Raw genomic sequence first — 20,947 nt, forward strand, 5'->3', positions numbered from 1 at the left:
CCTAATTATGAAGGGATGAATGAAAATGGCAAAAGTATATTATAACGGTGATATCAACGAAGGAATGCTAAAAGGAAAGAAGATCGCAGTAGTTGGTTACGGATCTCAAGGTCATGCTCATGCACTAAATCTTCGCGAGAGTGGATTTGATGTAACAGTTGGCTTACGTAAAGGACGTTCCTGGAATCAAGCAGAGGAAGATGGATTCGATGTAAAAACAGTGAAAGAAGCAAGCGAGGAAGCAGATGTCATCATGATTCTTCTTCCAGATGAGTACCAGCCGGAAGTGTACAAAGAAGAAATCGAACCAGGTCTTCGCGCTGGAAATGCACTCGTTTTTGCTCATGGATTCAACGTTCATTTCAATCAAGTCGTTCCTCCATCAGATGTCGATGTATTCCTCGTTGCACCTAAAGGACCAGGTCATCTTGTTAGAAGAACATTTGAAGATGGCGCAGGCGTTCCGGCACTATTCGGAGTTTATCAGGACGTTTCAGGTAACGCAAAAGAACTAGCACTAGCTTATGCAAAAGGGATTGGCGGTGCACGTGCTGGAGTTCTTGAAACATCCTTTAAAGAAGAAACGGAAACAGATCTCTTCGGTGAACAGGCAGTACTTTGTGGCGGGTTATCATCACTTGTAAAAGCTGGATTCGAAACGCTTACGGAAGCGGGCTATCAACCCGAAGTGGCATACTTTGAATGTTTACACGAACTAAAACTCATTGTTGATTTGATGTATGAAGACGGCATTGCGGGTATGCGTTACTCCATCTCTGACACAGCACAGTGGGGTGACTTTGTATCAGGTCCACGTGTTGTCGATGCAGATACAAAAGCACGTATGAAAGATATCCTTGAAGATATCCAAACGGGTAAATTCGCGAAGGGCTGGATCCTTGAAAATAAACTAAATCGTCCAGAATTCCATGCAATCAACGAGAAAGAAAAGAATCATCCAATTGAACAAGTTGGGAAAGAGCTTCGTGCGATGATGCCATTTGTGAAACCAAAATCAAAGAAGGAAGTGGTTACCAGTGCAAAAGATTAATGTATTCGATACAACGCTTCGTGACGGAGAACAGTCAGCCGGAGTCAATCTGAATGCATTAGAAAAGCTGGAAATCGCAAAACAACTCGAGCGTCTTGGAGTAGATATCATGGAAGCAGGCTTTCCTGCTGCTTCCAAAGGTGACTTTCAGGGTGTGAAAAACATTGCTGAAACGGTTAGAAATGTTTCCGTAACAGGTCTTGCGCGAGCAAATATGAAAGACATTGATGCAGCCTGGGAAGCCCTCAAAGGTGGTGCAGATCCAAGACTTCATGTTTTTCTAGCCACTTCTCCCATTCATATGACACATAAGCTTAAGAAGACACCAGATGAGGTTGTTGAAACGGCTGTTGAAGCAGTGAAATATGCCAAGAAATTTTTCCCGAAAGTGCAGTGGTCGGCTGAAGATGCCTGTCGATCTGATCGTACATTCTTAGCTAAGATTATTAAAGAAGTCATTGACGCAGGAGCATCTGTCATTAACATTCCGGATACGGTTGGATACAGAAGCCCACAGGAATACGGCGAGCTTTTCACGTATTTGCGGAACAATGTTCCGAACATTGATGGCGTTGATCTATCGGCACATTGTCATAACGACCTCGGCATGGCGGTAGCGAATTCCCTAGCTGCCATTGAATGTGGTGCCACTCAAATCGAAGGAACGATTAATGGTATTGGAGAGCGAGCTGGAAATGCAGCGATTGAGGAAGTAGCCGTCGCGCTTCGGATCCGAAATGATTTTTATCAGGCAGAAACAGGCTTGAAATTAGACGAAATTAAGCGCACAAGCAACCTGGTTAGCAAGCTTACTGGCATGCCTGTACCAGGGAATAAAGCGGTGGTTGGCGCAAATGCCTTTGCTCATGAGTCTGGTATCCATCAAGACGGTGTTCTAAAAGAAAAAACCACCTATGAAATTATTAGTCCTCAGCTAATCGGAGTACAGTCGAACAGTCTTGTTCTAGGTAAACACTCTGGACGACATGCCTTTAGAGATAAAGTGAAGGAGCTAGGTTTCGAACTAGATGAAGCAAGAATCAATGAAGCCTTCGCTGATTTTAAAGATCTTGCTGATAAGAAAAAGCAAGTGACAGAAGATGATCTGTTTGCGCTATTAACGGATATTCAAACAGATGAATTTGTTGATAAATATGAGATTCATAGCATTCAAGTTCAGTATGGGACAGCGAATATCCCGACAGCCACGATTTCAATTGAGAAGCCTGATGGAACAATGATTCAGCAAGCTGGAACGGGATCGGGTAGTGTAGAAGCGATTTACAACACGCTTGAGGAAATGATTCCAGGCACGCTTCAACTGCAAGACTATCGTATTAATTCAGTTGGCGGAGGGAGAGATGCCTTAGCTGAAGTCCATGTACGCGTGATGTACAACGGTGTTGAATCGAATGGTCGAGGGACAGCGCAGGATGTTCTTGAATCATCAGCGATTGCTTACTTAAATGCAGTGAATCGCGTTCTTGCTAGAGAAAGCTATCAAGTAAAAAAACAAGCACACGTCTAACAGGGAGGTTAGAAGGATGAAGAGAAAAGTTGCGGTATTACCCGGCGATGGGATTGGCAAAGAAGTAATGGAAGGATCAATGAAAGTTCTAAATGCCGTGGCAGATCGATTTGGCCATACGTTTGAATTTCACCAGGGAAGAATTGGAGGGGCTGCTATCGATGAAGATGGCACGCCACTACCAGATGAAACGCTGCGCATCTGTAAAGAAAGTGATGCTGTTCTACTAGGTGCTGTCGGTGGTCCTAAGTGGGAAAGTCTACCTGGCCATCTTCGTCCTGAACGAGGTCTTCTTGGTATTCGTAAGGAGCTAGGCTTGTTTGCGAATCTTCGCCCTGTAACGGCTTTTGATAGTTTAATTGATGCATCTCCTCTTAAATCGGATCGGATCAAAGGGGTAGACATGTTAATCGTTCGCGAATTAACAGGTGGACTGTACTTCGGTACTCCGAGTGAGCGTCGTCAGAATGGGAAAGAAGTTGTCGATACGCTTCATTACACAAAAGATGAAATCGAACGTATTGTCGATCAGGGGTTTGAAGCCGCGAGTAAACGAAACAAGAAATTAACGAGCGTTGATAAAGCGAACGTTCTAGAATCAAGCCGAATGTGGAGAGAGATCGTGGAAGAGAAAGCGAAGAATTATCCCGAAGTTGAAGTGGAGCATATGCTTGTCGATGCTGCTGCAATGAAACTGGTTCAAAACCCGGCGCACTTTGATGTTATTGTAACGGAGAATCTATTTGGAGATATTTTGAGCGATGAAGCTTCGATGATCACAGGATCACTTGGAATGTTGCCTTCTGCCAGTCTTCGTAGCGACGGTTTTGGGATGTATGAACCGGTACACGGTTCAGCACCAGACATCGCAGGGAAGAATCTTGCGAATCCACTGGCGATGATCTTATCAAGTGCCATGATGCTGAAGTATTCATTCGATATGAATGAAGAGGCGGAGTCAATCGAAAAGGCAGTAAAAGAAGTCCTTGATGCCGGATATTATACGAATGATCTTGCAAATGGATCGCCGAAAGCTCTTGGTACAGATGCCATGATCAAGAAAGTGATTTATCAATTGGAAGAAGCGGATGCAACGGCAGGGATTATGGAAGCATACGCTTAATGACAAACAGGTAAGAGGAGGATGGGTGTGGAGCCGAAAACAATTATTGAAAAGATTTGGGATAAACACGTTGTACATGAAGAAGAAGGTAGCCCGGATCTCCTATATATAGACTTGCATCTTGTTCATGAAGTGACTTCTCCGCAGGCATTTGAGGGTCTGCGGATGAACAACCGAAGTGTCAGAAGACCTGATTTAACCTTTGCGACAATGGATCATAATGTACCAACGATTGCACGTCATATTATTAATGATCCTGTATCTAAGGTTCAAATGGAGAAGCTTGAAGAGAACTGTCATGAATTTGGAGTGGAAATTGCTGATATTAACCATCCAGATCAGGGAATTGTTCACGTTATTGGTCCTGAGCTTGGTCTAACACAGCCGGGTAAAACAATCGTTTGTGGTGACAGCCATACCTCCACACATGGTGCGTTTGGTGCCCTTGCCTTTGGGATTGGAACGAGTGAAGTAGAGCATGTTCTTTCTACGCAAACGCTATGGCAATCAAGACCTAAAACAATTGAAATCCGCGTAAACGGTCGACTTGGTGCTGGTGTAACAGCGAAAGACTTAATTCTTGCTGTTATCGCTAAATTTGGTGTTAATGCAGGTACTGGTGCGATTGTGGAGTACACAGGAGAAGCAATTCGAAACATGACGATGGAAGAACGAATGACCGTTTGTAATATGTCAATCGAAGCTGGGGCAAAAGCAGGTTTGATTAGTCCAGATGAGACCACCTTCTCCTATTTAAAAGGGAAAAGACATATTCCTGAAGATTTTGAGCGTGCCGTTGCTGAATGGAAAGAACTTGCAAGCGATCCGGGTGCAACGTATGATGAAGTGCTCGAAATTGGGGCGGACGAAATCGAGCCACAAGTAACATGGGGGACGAATCCTTCAATGGGATCTTCTGTCTATGCTCGCGTTCCTTCTCCTGAGGATTATGCAGATCCAGGTGACCAAAAAGCAATTAAGCAAGCTCTTGCCTATATGGATCTTAAACCAGGAACGCCGATTCAAAATATCAATATTCAATATGTCTTCATTGGATCGTGTACGAATTCACGATTAAGCGATTTACGCTCTGCGGCTGAAATTGTACGTGGGCGAAAAGTTCATGAAGGTGTGACAGCTCTTGTAGTACCTGGTTCTAAATCAGTGAAGGATGCTGCTGAAGCAGAAGGGCTAGATGCGATTTTTAAAGAAGCTGGGTTTGAGTGGCGTGAAGCAGGATGTAGCATGTGTCTTGCAATGAATGATGATATCGTTCCACCAGGCGAGCGCTGTGCGTCTACCTCTAATCGTAATTTTGAAGGTCGCCAGGGAAATGGGTCTAGAACACATCTTGTCAGCCCAGCAATGGCTGCAGCTGCTGCCATTGAAGGCCGATTTACAGACGCTAGAAAAATTAAACCTCTTGTAGTGTAAAAGGAGTGAAACGTCCTGGAACCGATAAATGAATACAAAGGGATCGTTTATCCCCTTGAGCAAGTTAATGTAGATACAGATCAAATCATTCCGAAGCAATTTCTTAAAAGAATTGAACGGAAAGGCTTCGGACAGTTTCTTTTTTACAACTGGCGGTTTGATGATGATGGAAAACCTCGTGAAGATTTTAATTTAAATGAAGACCAATACCAGCATGCTTCTATTCTAGTTTCGGGGAAAAATTTTGGGTGTGGGTCCTCAAGAGAACATGCGCCGTGGGCCCTTCTTGATTATGGATTTCGAATTATTATTGCGACTAGCTTTGCTGATATTTTTTATAACAACTGTGTAAAGAATGGAATATTACCTATTTCTCTTGATCAAGAAATCATATCGGAACTTTTTCAGAAAGCGAAAGATGGATATGAACTTAGCGTAGATCTTAAGAAACAGGAAGTAAGTGATGGAGAAGGACTACATGCGTCGTTTGAGATCGATCCTTATTGGAAAGAAATGCTGTTAAATGGATGGGATGAAGTATCTCGTACTTTGTCCCTAGAGGATAAAATAAAGTTATATGAAGAAAAACAACTTGTAGGAGAGTGAATGACGTTGGGAATTACCAGGAGAAATATAACGTTCATGTCGTAAAAGCAATGGAGAATTTGCTGGAGGCAGTCCACAGGACCCCACTTCAGCAATCAACAACGCTTAATGATTATACGAATAAAGATGTCTTCTTGAAGATGGAAAACCTTCAGCGAACGGGTTCCTTTAAACTTCGAGGTGCATATAACAAAGTCGCATCGTTAACAGATATTGAGGCAGCTCGAGGGATTGTAGCAGCTTCAGCTGGTAATCATGCTCAGGGAGTGGCGCTTTCCGCAAGAGAGCGTGGGATAAAAGCAAAAATCTATATGCCCATTCACACGCCAACAAGTAAAATTGAGGCGACCCGAGCTTATGGAGCAGAAGTCGTTCTTGAAGGAGAATCGTATAACGAAGCGTTTAATGGAGCAGATCGGGAGCGTGTTGAAAAAGGAGCTACATTCGTTCACGCCTTCGATGATCCTGAGGTAATGGCTGGGCAGGGAACAGTTGCGCTCGAAATGATGCAGCAATGTCCTGACTTAGATACGATTCTCGTTCCTGTTGGAGGGGGAGGATTATTAGCTGGAATGGCAATGGCGATTAAGTCATATTTTCCTCATGTGAAAATGATCGGCGTCCAGGCTTCAGAAGCATCTGCGACATGGAATCGGTTTAAAGGTACTGGTCCTCTCGTTCTTCAATCAGTGAAATCAATTGCAGATGGCATTTCTGTAAAGGAAGCAGGAACAGTAACGTATCCGATTATCGAAGAGCTTGTTGACGATATGATGACGGTTTCTGAAGAAGAAATTGCCGCTGCAATTGTCTTTATGCTCGAGAGACATAAAACACTAGTAGAAGGTGCTGGAGCAGCATCTGTCGCTGCTGTTTTATGCAAATCAAACCGTTTAGAAGGTAGTAAAATTGGTGCTGTTGTCAGTGGAGGAAACGCTGATCTTGAAAAATTATCTCTCTACAAACAGCTCTCTCAACGAGCAAAAACCATCAGGCGGATCAGCTGATGGTTTTCTCTTGTCTACACCAAACTTTAATATTTGATTATTGTGACTTTTTGCTCAGTAATTGACACTCACAAAGTACCATGCTAGAATTCAATTTAGCACTTAACCACAGTAAAGTAATCTAAATTTTATAATCTCTTATTCAGAGAGGTGGAGGGACTGGCCCTATGAAGCCCGGCAACCGTCAAACGACTCGTTTGAAAAGGTGCCAATTCCTGCAAAGCGATTGCTTTGAGAAATGAGAGGAAGACATTGATTAATGACATGCCTTTCTACTCAAAGTAGAAGGGCATTTTTTATATTGCTTTTTTAAGTGCTTAAAGGTGAAGAATAAAAGCATGGGGCTGAAGTCCTTTTTCAGGAAGCTGGTACAACATGCAAATGCATAAAGGATGTGAGACATGTGATTGAGCTAAAAGGCATTAATAAAACCTTCTTTTCAAAGTCAGGGAAGGTACAGGCCGTGAAGGACGTTAACCTTTCAATTAAAAAAGGCGAAATATTCGGTGTGATTGGATACAGTGGTGCCGGAAAGAGTACGCTAATCCGGATGCTCAACCTGCTTGAGAGGCCGACGGATGGTACGGTCACGGTGGCAGGGAATAATTTATCTTCTCTAAAAGGAAAAGATCTTCGTGCAGCGAGACAGGAAATCGGCATGATCTTTCAGCACTTTAACATCCTTTGGTCACGAACGGTTCGCGACAACATTGCGTTCCCACTTGAGATATCCGGAGTTTCTAAAGAGAAACGAATGAAGCGTGTCGATGAATTAATCAAGCTTGTAGGGCTAGAAGGGAGAGAAGCCGCTTATCCGTCACAGTTAAGTGGAGGACAAAAGCAGCGGGTTGGTATTGCACGAGCGCTCGCTAATAATCCTAAAGTTCTCCTTTGTGATGAAGCCACTTCTGCTCTAGATCCTAAAACGACAGATAGTATTCTTGAGCTTCTAACAGAAATTAATCAGAAGTTAGGTCTCACGATCGTGTTAATCACTCATGAAATGCACGTTATTCGTAAAATCTGTCATCGGGTGGCAGTGATGGAGAACGGTAGGGTTGTTGAGAAAGGTTCAGTACTTGAAGTCTTTCATCACCCACAAGAAGAGATTACGAAAGATTTCGTAAATCAGTTGAGTGAGCCTGAAGAAATGAAGGAATCGATTGCACATCTAGCTGTAAGTCAGGATGGTGAACTCGTCCAGTTCACGTTCCTCAAGGGTAAAACCGGATCACCGCTTGTGACAGAGTTAATTCGTCAATTTGATATTGAAGTGAACATTATTCAAGGGAAAATCTCTCATACGCAAGATGGTCCATATGGAAAGCTATCTGTCTTTCTTAAAGGAGAACCAGCTGTCATTGAAAGTGCGCTGAAATATGTTCGTGAGCAAGGAGTAGAAGCGGAGGTGATTACGAATGATTGAATCACTTTTTCCGAATGTGAATTGGGAATCGATGTGGGAAGCTACCGTTCAAACAGCTTACATGACGGCAATCTCCGTTCTAGCAACGTTTATTCTTGGTATTCTGCTTGGATTATTATTGTTTCTAACTGGAAGAGGTAATATATGGGAGAATAAGTTTGTGAATAGCATTATTGCTGGAATTGTAAACTTATTCCGCTCCATACCGTTTATCATATTAATCATTTTACTCATTCCGCTTTCTGTTTATATTATAGGAACGATGCTTGGAGCGAATGCAGCTCTACCAGCACTAATTGCAGGTGCAGCACCATTTTATGCACGAATGGTTGAAATTGCCCTCCGGGAAGTGGACAAAGGAGTGATTGAAGCTTCTCAGTCAATGGGCGCATCAAACGGGGAAATAATTTTCAAAGTTCTTCTTCCTGAAGCAATGCCAGCCCTAATCTCGGGTATTACTGTTACAGCGATTGCGCTTGTGAGCTACACCGCAATGGCTGGTGTGGTTGGTGCAGGTGGACTTGGGAACCTCGCTTACCTTGAAGGGTTTCAAAGAAATAATCCTGACGTAACGCTCGTTGCGACAGTTTTAATATTGGTTATTGTTGCGATCCTTCAGATTGCTGGAGATGTAGCAACGAGAGTTATAGATAAAAGATAAAAGATAAAAGATATAAAAAAGGAGAGAAAAACATGAAGAAATTTTTATCCTTAATTGCCGTACTTACTCTTGCTGTACTTGCAGCGTGTGGTAACAATGGTGGAAACAGTGAAGGTTCTGGAGACGGCGAAGATTCAAAGAAAATCGTAGTAGGTGCTTCAAACATTCCACACGCTGAAATTCTTGAAGAAGCAAAACCGATGCTTGAAGAAAAAGGTGTGGAGCTAGAAATTAAAACGTTCCAGGATTACATTTTACCGAATAAGACACTTGCGAATGGTGAATTAGATGCAAACTACTTCCAAACGATCCCTTATATGGAGTTGCAAATGGAAGAAAACGATAATTATGATTTTGTGAACGCTGGAGGCATTCACATTGAGCCAATCGGTGTTTATTCACAAGATTATAAGAGCTTAGATGAGCTTCCGGATGGTGCTCAGATTATTATGAGTAACTCTGTTTCTGACCATGGACGCATGCTTTCTTTACTTGAAGCACAAGGACTTATCACACTAAAAGAAGGCGTGAAAGCTTCGGATGCAACAGTAGAAGATATTGCAGAAAACCCTAAAAACATTGAATTTAAGACAGACGTCGAAGCTTCCCTTCTTCCGCAGATTTACCAGCAAGGTGAAGGCGACGCTGTTATGATCAATACAAACTATGCGATTGACGCAGGTCTAAACCCGCAAGAAGATGCGATTGCTCTTGAAGATTCAGACTCACCTTACGTAAACGTGATTACTGTGAACAAAGGTGATGAAGATAATGAAGCCATTCAAGAATTAGTTGATGTGCTGCATTCTGATGAAATTCAGAGCTTTATTGAAGAAGAATATGATGGTGCTGTCGTACCAGTAGACGAATAAGAAAAAAAGGTTCTCCGTCATTTGACGGAGAACCTTTTTTAATGCTGGAATACTGGCTTCATTGCTTCTTTTAGCGTTTTGGCAGAGTGGTGCAATTGATCTAGCTCAGTTTGATCAAGATCAAGTTCAATAATTTCACGTATACCGTTGTTGTTCACAATCGCAGGTACGCCGATATACAAATCATCTAAACCATACTCACCTTCAAGGAGCGTAGATACAGTAAGGATTGAGTTTTCATTTCGAATAATCGCTCGCGTTAACCTTACAAGCCCCATGGCAATGCCGTAGTATGTCGCTCCCTTACGATTAATAATATGATAAGCGGCATCGCGCACATTAACAAAGAGTTTCTCAAGGTCTTCTTTTGCCTCTGGTTTATCTTTAATGAGTGACATGACTGGTCGACTACCAATAGAGGCATGACTCCAGACTGGAAGTTCGGTGTCGCCGTGCTCACCGAGAATATAACCATGTACATTTCTAGAATCGACATTAAAATAATCACTTAGTAAATAACGGAATCGAGCGGTATCAAGAATCGTACCTGAGCCGATTACGCGTTCTTTCGGTAACCCGGAGAACTTCCATGTTGCATAAGTAAGTACGTCTACTGGATTCGTTGCGACGATAAAAATCCCATCAAATCCACTTTCCATTACGCTTGATACGATCGTTTTAAAAATGGCTGTATTTTTATCGATAAGGTCTAAGCGTGTTTCGCCGGGAGCCTGATTCGCACCTGCAGCAATCACAACGATGTCAGCGGTTTTACAGTCCTGATAGTCACCAGCCCAAATTTTCATAGGAGCGCCAAAAGGTAGACCGTGATTTAAATCACGTGCTTCTCCTTCTGCTTTTTCTTTGTTTACATCAATTAATACAAGTTCATTTACTAGTTCTTGATTCAATAACGAGAAGGCATAGCTTGTCCCGACAAATCCTGTTCCAATTAATGCAACGCGTGTTGTTTTTCCTTCGTACATCATCTTCACCTCTGCTAGTAGATATTGTCTTCATAAGCATCATAACGTATCCCTATAGGAATAAGTGTGACTTACATCACATGTAAGCGATACAAAAACATTTTTGAAGAAAAGAATGGATAGCATGGTTAGCCACTTCTCATACTAGGATGGATGATAATGATAAAAGGAGGCCTGTGTTTTGAAACAGGAACAAGAATTTAACAATTTCGCAGAAGCAGCGTTACATGATTATAAAGAAGGATTAGGAATGTTTACTGAAAAAATGCCTCAGCTCGCTAAAAAGTATTCAGCGTTTACAGAAGCCTGTTTTAAAGAGGGAGAAGTGAGTCAAAAAGAGAAGCAGATGATTGCTCTTGGAATTTCGATTTTTTCACAGGATGAGTATTGTATTATTTATCATACGAAGGGCTGTTTGGATCAAGGTTGCTCCGAGCAAGAGATCCTTGAAACGGTAGGTGTTACTGCAGCTTTCGGCGGTGGTGCTGCCATGAGTCAGGCTGTTACTCTTGTGCAAGAATGTATGAAAGATCTAAACCAGCCGAAGCACTAAGCAAATCAAGTTTCTTCCTTTATAATATGTTTGTCTTTAAAAGAAATTGTATGAGGGTGGATTTGGAAGAAAAGGTAAGAATCGATGTTTTTTAACTATTCAGAACAAGTTTCATCCTTCTTTACCTGCTCTCATCCCTTTATATGCTGTTTGTAGACTGTTGATGTAACGTGGTAAAGTATCTCTTGTAAGTAAAACGATAATTGAAAGGATTGATTCATTATTAGCCCCATGCGGTTAAACCACACACCTGAAATGGAAAAGGCGATGTACCAGTCTCACGGAGTAGGTTATGCAGAATACAGCCGTAATTTCAACAAGCGTATGCAAGTCGAACGAGAACGTGAGATGGATCACCGTCAGAGTCTCAAAATGGTTAGTGAATTCGACCGTAAACTATCTAGATGAATCAGCATCCAAAATAACGATGATATACGAAAAACCAGTCTTTCTAGACTGGTTTTTTTGTATGAAGCTTTCTTGCTCATTCCGTTGTAGGTGTCTGGATTAAATGGTAGGCTAAGGAGGGTATGAAACGAAAAAATAATCGATTCATTCTCATTTTGAATAGCAAACCAATTCGTAGCGAACGCTAGAAAGTATGATCCCTGCGTTCCTTGATAATAGTTTGGATTTGTTATAAAATAAGAATGAAAATAGATTGAGAATGACTCAGCACACATTCCTTGACATACACCTTATAGGTACTACAATAAGGAAGGAATAGTATAAACGTTATTGGAGGTATTCACAAATGGCAGCATCAACTCTAAAGATTGAGAATCTTCATGTTTCCATTGAGGGAAAAGAGATTATCAAAGGATTAAACCTTGAAATAAATGGTGGAGAAATCCACGCAGTAATGGGGCCGAACGGTACAGGTAAATCTACCTTAGCTTCAGCAATTATGGGCCATCCGAAATACGAAATCACTGAAGGCAGTGTCTTCCTTGATAATGAAGATGTACTTGAAATGGAAGTTGATGAGCGTGCAAAAGCTGGACTCTTCCTTGCAATGCAGTACCCTAGTGAAGTAAGTGGCGTAACAAACGCTGATTTCCTTCGTTCTGCAATCAATGCTCGTCGCGAAGAAGGCGATGAAATTTCTCTAATGAAATTCATCAAAAAGCTAGACGGTAAAATGGCAGAACTTGATATGGGTGAAGAATTCGCACAGCGTTACCTTAACGAAGGTTTCTCTGGTGGTGAGAAGAAGCGTAACGAAATTCTTCAGCTTATGATGCTTGAACCAAAGATTGCTGTTCTTGACGAAATTGACTCCGGTCTTGATATCGACGCACTTAAAGTTGTTTCTAAAGGTGTAAACGCAATGCGCAATGAAAGCTTCGGTTGCTTAATTATCACTCACTATCAGCGTCTGTTGAATTACATTACACCGGACAAAGTACACGTAATGATGCAGGGTCGTATTGTAAAATCTGGTGGTGCAGAACTAGCACAGCGCCTTGAAGCAGAAGGCTATGATTGGATTAAAGAAGAACTTGGCATTAAAGACGAAACAGTTGGTCAAGAAGCGTAAGCAGTAAGGAGGATGACAATGTCAGTGGATACGAAAATTGCATTCGATCAAGAATACATTAAAGCTTATTCAGAAAAACGTCAGGAGCCGAAATGGATGGCTGCCCTACGTTTGAAGGCGTTAGAGAAGTCAGAGAATCTTCCTATGCCGAAACCTGATAAAACAAAGATTGATAAATGGAACTTTACTTCATTTAAACATGATGTAGCTGGAGAAGCGATTTCATCACTAGAAGATCTTCCTGAAGATGTACGCGATCTTGTTGCGAAAGATCAAGAGTCAGGAAATCTTCTTGTGCACCGTAATTCAACACCTGTTTTTAGTCAGCTTTCAAATGAGCTAAAAGAACAAGGTGTGATTTTCACAGATATACAAACAGCTCTTCAAAATCATGGTGATCTTGTTGAGAAGTACTTCATGAAAGATGTTATGAAGGTGGATGAGAATCGCTTAACTGCCGTTCACGCTGCTCTTCTTAATAGCGGTACTTTCTTGTATGTACCTCGCAACGTTGAGATTGAGGTGCCAATTCAAGCCCTTTATTGGCAAGAAGATCCTGAGGCTGGTTTGTTCAATCATGTCATCATCGTAGCAGAAGACAATAGCTCGGTGACATATGTTGAGAACTTCTTGTCTTATGGTCACGATGTCGAGTCAGTTGCCAACATCATTGCTGAAGTCCACGTTGGACAAAACGCTCGCGTAACATTTGGTTCGGTTGATAACCTGGCAAAAGGGGTGACAACTTACGTGAACCGCCGTGCGAACGTAGCTCGTGACGGTAAAGTTGATTGGGCTCTCGCACAAATGAACGATGGCAATACAGTTTCTACAAACACAACTCACCTTATTGGTGATGGTTCTTACGCGGATTCTAAGACGGTTACAATTGGTCGCGGAAGCCAGAGTCAGAACTTCACAAATCAGATTTTCCATCACGGTCAAAACTCTGAAGGTGTTCTTCTTGTACACGGTGTACAAAAAGATAGTGCTAGTGCAATCTTTAACGGTGTAACAAAGATTGAACATGGTGCTAAAAAGTCAAACGGTGAGCAAACACAGCGTGTTCTTATGATGAATGAGAAAGCGCGTGGGGATGCAAACCCAATCCTTCTTATTGATGAAGATGATGTTATGGCGGGCCACGCTGCATCCGTTGGTAAAGTTGATCCAGTTCAGCTTTATTACTTGCAAAGCCGCGGAATTTCTCGTCAAGAGGCTGAACGTTTGATTATCCACGGTTTCCTTGCACCCGTCATTAACGAACTTCCGATTGAAGGCGTTCGTAAACGTGCGGTAGAGGTTACTGAAGGGAAAGTTAATTAAATGATGAATGTCCAAGACATTCGCAAGCAGTTTCCCATTTTACATCAAGAGGTAAATGGGAAACCTCTTGTTTACCTTGATAGTGCAGCAACGTCTCAGAAACCAACTCAAGTCATTGACGCAGTGGAGCGTTACTACAAGGAAATTAACTCAAACGTTCACCGTGGTGTTCATACGCTTGGAACCCATGCAACAGATGCTTATGAAGGCGCACGTGAAAAGGTTCGTGAATTTATTCATGCTTCTTCAACGGAAGAAGTGATTTTTACTCGCGGAACGACTACAGCGCTTAATATGGTTGCATCAAGCTATGGACGTGCAAATCTTCAAGAAGGTGATGAAGTTGTCATCACACCAATGGAACATCACAGCAACATTATTCCGTGGCAACAGGTTGTGAAAGCAACTGGCGCCACTCTTAAATACATTCCACTTCAACCAGACGGAACAATTGCGCTTGAAGACGTCGAGAATACTGTAACAGCAAACACGAAAATCGTTTCTGTTATGCAGGTTTCAAACGTACTTGGAACGATTAATCCGATTAAAGAAATTGCTGCGATTGCCCACCAACATGGTGCTGTTATGGTTGTCGATGGAGCACAAAGCACCCCTCATATGAACATTGATGTTCAGGATCTCGACTGCGATTTCTTTGCTTTTTCTGGTCATAAAATGTGCGGGCCCACTGGGATAGGCGTCCTTTACGGGAAGAAAAAGTTGCTCGAAAACATGGAGCCGTTTGAATTCGGTGGAGAAATGATCGATTTTGTTGGTCTGTATGATTCGACATGGAAAGAGCTCCCTTGGAAATTTGAAGGTGGTACTCCAATCATTGCAGGTGCGGTTGGTCTTGGAGCTGCGATTGATTTCTTAAATGAAATCGGTCTGGATAACATCCAACAGCATGAAACTCATCTTGCAAAATATGCCATGGAGCAGTTATCAACAATCGAAGGCGTATCCATTTACGGTCCAGAAAAACGTGCTGGGGTTGTCACGTTTAATAGTGATGACGTACACCCACATGATGTTGCAACCGTACTTGACACAGAAGGCATCGCTGTCCGCGCTGGACACCATTGTGCTCAGCCGCTAATGAAGTGGCTTGAGGTGACGGCTACTGCACGTGCAAGCTTCTATTTATACAACACAGAAGAAGACGTGGATACGTTTGTAGCCGGATTACGAAAAGCAAAGGAGTTTTTCGGTCATGTCTTTTAATAATCTAGATCAGTTGTACCGACAGGTGATTATGGATCATTATAAAAACCCAAGAAACAAAGGGGAGCTTGAAGAAGGCGACCTTAAAATAAATATGAATAACCCTACATGCGGTGACGCTATTCAGCTGCAGCTGAAAGTAGATGATGGGAAGATTTCGGATGCGAAGTTTATTGGAGAAGGTTGCTCTATAAGCCTGGCATCAGCGTCGATGATGACACAGTCAGTCAAAGGACTTGAAGTTGATCAGGCCTTAAAATTATCGGGAATCTTCTCAGATATGATGCAGGGAAAAGAATATGACGAAGAGGATTTCGATCTTGGTGATATTGAAGCACTTCAAGGTGTTTCGAAGTTCCCGGCTCGTATCAAATGTGCAACACTCTCCTGGAAGGCAATGGAGAAGGGTTTCAAGGAACAGGATGAGGCTTAACCCGCTTCCAGGTGTTGTCATCAATTCTTTTTCATACTAGAATGGTGAAAAGAGAACAACAGCCAAACACTGACATGTGAAATGTCAAGGAGGGAAATAGAATGGCTAAAAAAATGCCTGAAGTTGGCGAATACCAGTATGGTTTTAGTGATAAAGACGTTTCAATATTCCGCTCAGAGCGCGGGTTAACTCCTGAAATTGTTAAAGAAATTTCTCGCATGAAGGATGAACCTCAGTGGATGCTTGATTTCCGCTTGAAATCGCTTGAGCATTTTTACAGCATGCCGATGCCTCAATGGGGCGGAAATCTTGCTGACCTTGATTTTGATGAAATTACGTACTATGTAAAGCCTTCTGAGAAGTCTGAACGTTCATGGGATGAGGTACCTGAGGAAATCAAAGCTACGTTTGATAAATTAGGTATCCCTGAAGCAGAGCAAAAATACCTTGCGGGTGTTTCTGCACAGTATGAATCAGAAGTTGTGTATCACAACATGCAAGAAGACCTTGAGAAGATGGGCATTGTCTTTAAAGATACCGATACGGCTCTTAAAGAAAATGAAGACATCTTCAGAGAGTATTTTGCAAAAACAATTCCTCCAACGGATAATAAATTCTCTGCACTTAACTCGGCTGTATGGTCAGGTGGATCGTTCATCTACGTACCAAAAGGTGTAAAAGTGGATACACCACTACAAGCATACTTCCGTATTAACTCTGAAAATATGGGTCAGTTCGAGCGTACGCTCATTATCGCAGACGAAGGCTCATCTGTGCATTATGTTGAAGGGTGTACAGCACCTGTTTACACAACAAACTCTCTACACAGTGCGGTTGTTGAAATCATCGTGAAGAAAGATGCCTACTGCCGTTACACAACGATTCAAAACTGGGCTAACAACGTGTTTAATCTAGTGACGAAGCGTGCGGTTGCGGAAGAAAATGCAACAATGGAATGGATCGATGGTAACATCGGATCTAAGCTTACAATGAAGTATCCAGCTGTTATCTTGAAGGGTGAAGGTGCTCGCGGAATGACACTTTCTATCGCTCTTGCAGGTAAAGGACAGCATCAGGATGCAGGCGCTAAGATGATTCATTTAGCACCAAACACGTCTTCTACAATCGTATCGAAGTCGATTTCAAAGCAGGGCGGTAAAGTTACGTACCGTGGTATCGTACACTTTGGTCGTAAAGCAGAGGGCGCTCGTTCAAACGTTGAGTGCGATACGCTCATCATGGATAACGAGTCGACTTCTGATACCATTCCTTACAATGAAATCCTAAACGATAACATTTCACTTGAACACGAAGCGAAAGTATCGAAGGTTTCTGAAGAGCAGCTCTTCTATCTTATGAGTCGTGGTGTATCTGAAGAAGAAGCAACTGAAATGATCGTAATGGGCTTCATCGAGCCATTTACGAAAGAATTACCTATGGAATACGCTGTTGAAATGAACCGTCTCATTAAATTTGAGATGGAAGGTTCAATCGGTTAAGCTTCCATTCCAAACGAACCGGATTTTCCGGTTCGTTTTTTCTATTAGAACGGCGAATTTAATAGTGGTATGTAGACTTTCTCTAAAAAAAGGAGAGGGGATTTTTCCTTGCTATTTTCGGGTAATGATATGAGAATAAAGAAAGAGAATCAATGATGAGAGGAAGAATTGCATGATTTACATAGGCGTAACGGGCTGGGGCGATCATGATGATCTCTATCCACCAGGTGTAAAAAGCAATGAAAAACTTTCGATCTATGGTTCGCACTTTCCTACGGTTGAAGTCGATTCGTCTTTTTATGCGGTACAACCAGCTAGAAACTTTCAAAAATGGGCTGACGAAACCCCAGAGAACTTTCGTTTTGTGGTAAAAGCTTATCAAGGTATGACGGGTCATCAAAGAGGAGATATTCCTTTTGAGTCGCGTGATGAAATGTTTCAAGCGTATACGGAATCGCTTCGACCCCTTCAACACGCAGGGAAGCTTGCGATGGTGCTTTTTCAATTTCCACCGTGGTTTGATGTGAACAAAGATAATGTAAATATCTTGAGAGACTGCAAAGAACGAATGGGAGACATCCGATGTGCGATCGAATTTAGGAACCAGTCGTGGTATCATGATGCTTTTCGGCAGAAGACGCTTCGATTCCTTGAAGAACAAGGGTTTATTCATACGATTTGCGATGAGCCACAGGCGGGAGAAGGATCCGTTCCATTAGTGATGGAAACCCTACATGAAGACCAGGTTCTTGTACGTCTTCATGGCCGAAATACGAATGGTTGGACAAATCCTGGGAATCGTCACAACTGGCGAGAAGTGCGTTACCTGTATGATTATAATGAAGAAGAGTTGCTTGAATGGAAAGAGCGTATCCTAGAATTAGAGGGGAAATGCAAGGATGTGTTTGTTTTATTTAACAATAACTCAGGTGGTCATGCTGCAAATAATGCAAAGTGGATGATTCAAATGCTTGGAATTGAGTATACGAATTTAAATCCTAAGCAACTTGATCTCTTTGATCTGTAAGGAGCTACACTATGCTAATGTGGATATTGTTATTTTTCATTGGTCTCGCCGCTGGTACGATTGGAAGCCTGGTTGGTCTTGGCGGGGGCATTATTATCGTTCCTGTCCTTCTTATCGTTGATCAGTACACAGATTGGCTTCCTGTCTTATCACCACAAATGATTGTTGGAAGTTCAATTGTCGTACTTGTCGCTATCGGTCTTTCTTCAACGCTCGCATATATGAAAAAGAAAAGCGTGGATTATAAAAGTGGTGCACTATTTTTTCTAGGAAGTGGTCCAGGTGCCATTCTTGGTGCCTGGCTAAATAAATTTATTCAGGTTGACTATTTTTCTATTTATTTCGGGGTATTTATGGTGCTTGTCTCCATATTATTAATGGTAAGGAACCGTTTACGCCCAATGAAAGTAAATGGGCAATTTGCGCGGTCGTATACGGATTCTGATGGAGTGCAAGTAAACTATACCTTTTCTGCTCTTGCAGCTGTCCTTGTTTCATTCATTGTTGGCGTGATTTCAGGTCTCTTTGGAATAGGCGGCGGCTCCCTCATGGTGCCGGCAATGATCCTCTTATTTGGTTTTCCAACAACCGTAGCAGTTGCGACCTCGATGTTTATGATTTTTCTTTCAAGTATAACAGGGACCCTGACGCATCTAGCGCTAGGTAACATTCAGTGGTTTTTATTACTCGGGTTAATCCCTGGTGCCTGGATTGGAGCGAAGTGCGGTTCGTTTATTAACCAGAAGCTTTCGGACAATACAATTGTTATCATTTTACGATGGATGTTAATTATTGTCGGCGTCCGGCTGATCTGGCAGGGAACGATGGGGTAAGAAAGGAAGAGTGTCTTGACTTCTAGAACTTTACAATTTTATTATACGAACGATCTTCACAGTCATTTTGAAAACTGGTCCAGAGTGTCATCTTATCTAAAAGAGAAGAAGCGGATGCATGAGCTTCAAGGGACACCTTATCTTCTTCTTGATTTAGGCGATCACTCGGACAAGGTTCATCCAATGACGGAAGGAACGGTAGGAAAAGGAAACGTACAATTATTGAATGACCTTCAATACGATTACGCAACAATTGGAAACAATGAAGGCATCACGTTTTCTAAAAAAGAGCTTGAAGCGCTTTATACGGGGGCAAGCTTCGAGGTGATTGTGGCGAATCTTTATCACCAGGATGGCTCGAGGCCGTCATGGGCGGTACCTTACAAAATTCATGAGTTAAATGGAGTAAGAGTCGGGTTTATTGGTATTACAATTCCGTATGAGCAGTTTTATTCGCTCTTAGGTTGGAAAATTGATTCACCCTATGATTTTCTACAGTCTATGATCGATGAAGTTCGCCAACAATCAGATGTTGTGGTGTTGATGTCTCATATGGGATTGGGCAATGATGAGCAGATGGCGCGAGAAATGAATGGAATTGATCTGATCATTGGCGCTCATACCCATCATGTGTTGAAACATGGGATGCTTATAGAGGACACGCTCATTACACAGGCAGGGAAAAATGGGAACTATGTTGGAGAAGTGACCATTTGTTTTGATATGGAAACGAAACAGGTAAGTGAAAAAGAAGCTTATGCCATTTCCGTTAGAAATCGCAAACAAGACGAGGATACAAGAGAAATGATTGATCAATTGAGCATGAATGCCCATTCGATGCTAGAAGAAGTGGTATGTCGTCTTGAGCAGCCGCTTGAATCAGAGTGGTTTCAACGGTCGGTTTTGGCGGATGAATTAGCCGCTGCACTTCGAGAATGGTGTTCTGCAGATATTGGTATGATTAATGCCGGCATGCTGCTTGATGGATTACCTGAAGGACATGTCTCACGAGAAGATCTTCACCGCATTTGTCCTCATCCAGTCAACCCATGTAAAGTGATCTTGAGAGGGAGCGAATTACGTGAAATCATTTCCCACGCGATGTCCGATGAAATCGTCAATCTAAGTTTTAAAGGGCTAGGATTTAGAGGCGAAGTGATGGGGATTATGGCATTTGATGGTCTTGAAGTAACGACTGTCGAAATGGAAGACGGGCTTCGTCATGTAACGGACGTACTCCATAATGGCCACCCGCTCATATCTGATGAAGAATATGCTGTAGCAACAGCTGATATGTTCACGTTTGGTAAGTTTTATCCACAAATGAAGCATGCAAAAAAGAAGTATTATCTTCCTGAAATGCTTCGTGATCTTCTTGCCTGGCGCCTTGAGAATAGGCAATAAAACTTTGTACGTTTGATTGTCAAACATGCTGTTGGTCTCATATAGATATAGTGATATTCATTCAGGTCAGGAGGCGGGAATGACGTGATCACGATGAATCCAATCATGATTGATGGTCATCCATTTACAGCAGTTAGTATACAGCTTCCAAAAACAAATTTTCTAGCGGTTATGAATGACAATGGCTATATTATGTGCGGCGCACTGGATGTTGCCCTACTTAATGAGAAGTTAAGTGACCGTAAGATTATTGCAGGAAGAGCTGTAGGTGTTAGATCGATTGATCAGCTCCTTGATGCACCACTTGAATCTGTTACGCTTGAAGCAGAAGCACGAGGCATTAAGGTAGGCACAAAGGGCAGAGATGCCATGCTGAAGATGATGTGAGAAGCCATAGCAAACTTGCTTAGGCTT

At 42.3% G+C, this 20,947-nt stretch carries 20 protein-coding genes and 1 riboswitch; of the genes, 19 read left to right on the plus strand and 1 reads right to left on the minus strand.

What is annotated here, in order from left to right:
* The first annotated feature begins 25 nt into the window (after positions 1 to 25).
* From ilvC to LC090_RS04625, 9 genes are all read left to right on the plus strand, one after another.
* Positions 26 to 1,051 carry a ketol-acid reductoisomerase gene (gene ilvC / locus LC090_RS04585; RefSeq protein WP_226655687.1) on the plus strand — a complete coding sequence of 342 codons (1,026 nt, stop codon included), beginning with the start codon at positions 26 to 28 and terminating at the stop codon, positions 1,049 to 1,051.
* Positions 1,038 to 2,579: a 2-isopropylmalate synthase gene (locus tag LC090_RS04590; RefSeq protein WP_226655690.1), complete on the plus strand. Its 1,542-nt coding sequence runs from the start codon at positions 1,038 to 1,040 to the stop codon at positions 2,577 to 2,579. The genes ilvC and LC090_RS04590 overlap by 14 nt, the downstream gene beginning before the upstream one ends.
* 16 nt (positions 2,580 to 2,595) lie before the next feature.
* Complete coding sequence (gene leuB / locus LC090_RS04595) at positions 2,596 to 3,702, plus strand: 3-isopropylmalate dehydrogenase (RefSeq protein ID WP_226655692.1); 1,107 nt, start codon at positions 2,596 to 2,598, stop codon at positions 3,700 to 3,702.
* Positions 3,703 to 3,729: 27 nt separating this feature from the next.
* Positions 3,730 to 5,136: a 3-isopropylmalate dehydratase large subunit gene (gene leuC, locus LC090_RS04600; protein WP_226655695.1), complete on the plus strand. Its 1,407-nt coding sequence runs from the start codon at positions 3,730 to 3,732 to the stop codon at positions 5,134 to 5,136.
* A 15-nt stretch (positions 5,137 to 5,151) separates the two neighbouring features.
* Positions 5,152 to 5,742 (plus strand): 3-isopropylmalate dehydratase small subunit, encoded by a 591-nt coding sequence (gene leuD, locus LC090_RS04605; protein WP_226656584.1) that lies wholly within the window; start codon positions 5,152 to 5,154, stop codon positions 5,740 to 5,742.
* On the plus strand, positions 5,739 to 6,749 hold the full coding sequence (gene ilvA, locus LC090_RS04610; RefSeq protein WP_226655697.1) for a threonine ammonia-lyase: 1,011 nt from the start codon (positions 5,739 to 5,741) through the stop codon (positions 6,747 to 6,749). The genes leuD and ilvA overlap by 4 nt, the downstream gene beginning before the upstream one ends.
* 135 nt (positions 6,750 to 6,884) lie before the next feature.
* Positions 6,885 to 6,994, plus strand: a riboswitch (SAM riboswitch).
* Positions 6,995 to 7,152: 158 nt separating this feature from the next.
* On the plus strand, positions 7,153 to 8,175 hold the full coding sequence (locus tag LC090_RS04615; RefSeq protein WP_226655700.1) for a methionine ABC transporter ATP-binding protein: 1,023 nt from the start codon (positions 7,153 to 7,155) through the stop codon (positions 8,173 to 8,175).
* Positions 8,168 to 8,836, plus strand: coding sequence for a methionine ABC transporter permease (locus tag LC090_RS04620; RefSeq protein ID WP_226655702.1), 669 nt, complete (start codon positions 8,168 to 8,170; stop codon positions 8,834 to 8,836). The genes LC090_RS04615 and LC090_RS04620 overlap by 8 nt, the downstream gene beginning before the upstream one ends.
* Before the next feature lie 32 nt (positions 8,837 to 8,868).
* Complete coding sequence (locus LC090_RS04625; RefSeq protein ID WP_226655704.1) at positions 8,869 to 9,708, plus strand: MetQ/NlpA family ABC transporter substrate-binding protein; 840 nt, start codon at positions 8,869 to 8,871, stop codon at positions 9,706 to 9,708.
* A 38-nt stretch (positions 9,709 to 9,746) separates the two neighbouring features.
* Here LC090_RS04625 and LC090_RS04630 read toward each other — a convergent pair whose 3' ends face one another.
* Entirely contained in the window at positions 9,747 to 10,697 is a 951-nt protein-coding gene (locus LC090_RS04630) for an L-lactate dehydrogenase (RefSeq protein WP_226655707.1), read from the minus strand.
* A gap of 247 nt (positions 10,698 to 10,944) precedes the next feature.
* Between LC090_RS04630 and LC090_RS04635 the strand changes: the two genes are divergently transcribed.
* The 10 genes from LC090_RS04635 to LC090_RS04680 all read left to right on the plus strand — a co-directional run bounded on the left by LC090_RS04635 (position 10,945) and on the right by LC090_RS04680 (position 20,920).
* Positions 10,945 to 11,247 carry a carboxymuconolactone decarboxylase family protein gene (locus tag LC090_RS04635; RefSeq protein WP_224592635.1) on the plus strand — a complete coding sequence of 101 codons (303 nt, stop codon included), beginning with the start codon at positions 10,945 to 10,947 and terminating at the stop codon, positions 11,245 to 11,247.
* Between the two features lie 754 nt (positions 11,248 to 12,001).
* Positions 12,002 to 12,787, plus strand: coding sequence for a Fe-S cluster assembly ATPase SufC (gene sufC, locus LC090_RS04640; RefSeq protein ID WP_224592401.1), 786 nt, complete (start codon positions 12,002 to 12,004; stop codon positions 12,785 to 12,787).
* 18 nt (positions 12,788 to 12,805) lie between these two features.
* Complete coding sequence (gene sufD, locus LC090_RS04645) at positions 12,806 to 14,113, plus strand: Fe-S cluster assembly protein SufD (protein ID WP_226655709.1); 1,308 nt, start codon at positions 12,806 to 12,808, stop codon at positions 14,111 to 14,113.
* Between the two features lie 3 nt (positions 14,114 to 14,116).
* Positions 14,117 to 15,337: a cysteine desulfurase gene (locus tag LC090_RS04650; protein WP_226656586.1), complete on the plus strand. Its 1,221-nt coding sequence runs from the start codon at positions 14,117 to 14,119 to the stop codon at positions 15,335 to 15,337.
* Entirely contained in the window at positions 15,327 to 15,770 is a 444-nt protein-coding gene (gene sufU / locus LC090_RS04655) for a Fe-S cluster assembly sulfur transfer protein SufU (RefSeq protein WP_159784590.1), read from the plus strand. The genes LC090_RS04650 and sufU overlap by 11 nt, the downstream gene beginning before the upstream one ends.
* A gap of 101 nt (positions 15,771 to 15,871) precedes the next feature.
* Complete coding sequence (gene sufB, locus LC090_RS04660; protein WP_224592407.1) at positions 15,872 to 17,269, plus strand: Fe-S cluster assembly protein SufB; 1,398 nt, start codon at positions 15,872 to 15,874, stop codon at positions 17,267 to 17,269.
* Between the two features lie 172 nt (positions 17,270 to 17,441).
* Positions 17,442 to 18,296: a DUF72 domain-containing protein gene (locus LC090_RS04665; RefSeq protein WP_226655711.1), complete on the plus strand. Its 855-nt coding sequence runs from the start codon at positions 17,442 to 17,444 to the stop codon at positions 18,294 to 18,296.
* A gap of 11 nt (positions 18,297 to 18,307) precedes the next feature.
* Positions 18,308 to 19,129, plus strand: a complete 822-nt coding sequence (locus LC090_RS04670) for a sulfite exporter TauE/SafE family protein (RefSeq protein ID WP_226655714.1) — start codon at positions 18,308 to 18,310, stop codon at positions 19,127 to 19,129.
* 15 nt (positions 19,130 to 19,144) lie between these two features.
* Complete coding sequence (locus LC090_RS04675; protein WP_226655717.1) at positions 19,145 to 20,533, plus strand: bifunctional metallophosphatase/5'-nucleotidase; 1,389 nt, start codon at positions 19,145 to 19,147, stop codon at positions 20,531 to 20,533.
* A 93-nt stretch (positions 20,534 to 20,626) separates the two neighbouring features.
* Positions 20,627 to 20,920, plus strand: coding sequence for a YunC family protein (locus tag LC090_RS04680; RefSeq protein WP_255648025.1), 294 nt, complete (start codon positions 20,627 to 20,629; stop codon positions 20,918 to 20,920).
* Positions 20,921 to 20,947 lie beyond the last annotated feature (27 nt).

The sequence above is a fragment of the Guptibacillus hwajinpoensis genome (assembly GCF_020524165.1).
GTDB lineage: Bacteria > Bacillota > Bacilli > Bacillales > Guptibacillaceae > Guptibacillus > Guptibacillus hwajinpoensis_D.

Excerpts from the sequence above, each read along its gene's own strand:
- LC090_RS04650 (WP_226656586.1), top strand. The coding sequence starts at position 14,117 with ATGAATGTCCAAGACATTCGCAAGCAGTTTCCCATTTTACATCAAGAG.
- LC090_RS04625 (WP_226655704.1), top strand. The coding sequence starts at position 8,869 with ATGAAGAAATTTTTATCCTTAATTGCCGTACTTACTCTTGCTGTACTT.
- sufC (WP_224592401.1), top strand. The coding sequence starts at position 12,002 with ATGGCAGCATCAACTCTAAAGATTGAGAATCTTCATGTTTCCATTGAG.
- LC090_RS04630 (WP_226655707.1), bottom strand. The coding sequence starts at position 10,697 with ATGATGTACGAAGGAAAAACAACACGCGTTGCATTAATTGGAACAGGA.
- LC090_RS04635 (WP_224592635.1), top strand. The coding sequence starts at position 10,945 with ATGTTTACTGAAAAAATGCCTCAGCTCGCTAAAAAGTATTCAGCGTTT.
- LC090_RS04620 (WP_226655702.1), top strand. The coding sequence starts at position 8,168 with ATGATTGAATCACTTTTTCCGAATGTGAATTGGGAATCGATGTGGGAA.
- LC090_RS04680 (WP_255648025.1), top strand. The coding sequence starts at position 20,627 with ATGAATCCAATCATGATTGATGGTCATCCATTTACAGCAGTTAGTATA.
- LC090_RS04665 (WP_226655711.1), top strand. The coding sequence starts at position 17,442 with ATGATTTACATAGGCGTAACGGGCTGGGGCGATCATGATGATCTCTAT.
- ilvC (WP_226655687.1), top strand. The coding sequence starts at position 26 with ATGGCAAAAGTATATTATAACGGTGATATCAACGAAGGAATGCTAAAA.
- sufB (WP_224592407.1), top strand. The coding sequence starts at position 15,872 with ATGGCTAAAAAAATGCCTGAAGTTGGCGAATACCAGTATGGTTTTAGT.
- sufD (WP_226655709.1), top strand. The coding sequence starts at position 12,806 with ATGTCAGTGGATACGAAAATTGCATTCGATCAAGAATACATTAAAGCT.
- LC090_RS04670 (WP_226655714.1), top strand. The coding sequence starts at position 18,308 with ATGCTAATGTGGATATTGTTATTTTTCATTGGTCTCGCCGCTGGTACG.
- leuB (WP_226655692.1), top strand. The coding sequence starts at position 2,596 with ATGAAGAGAAAAGTTGCGGTATTACCCGGCGATGGGATTGGCAAAGAA.
- sufU (WP_159784590.1), top strand. The coding sequence starts at position 15,327 with ATGTCTTTTAATAATCTAGATCAGTTGTACCGACAGGTGATTATGGAT.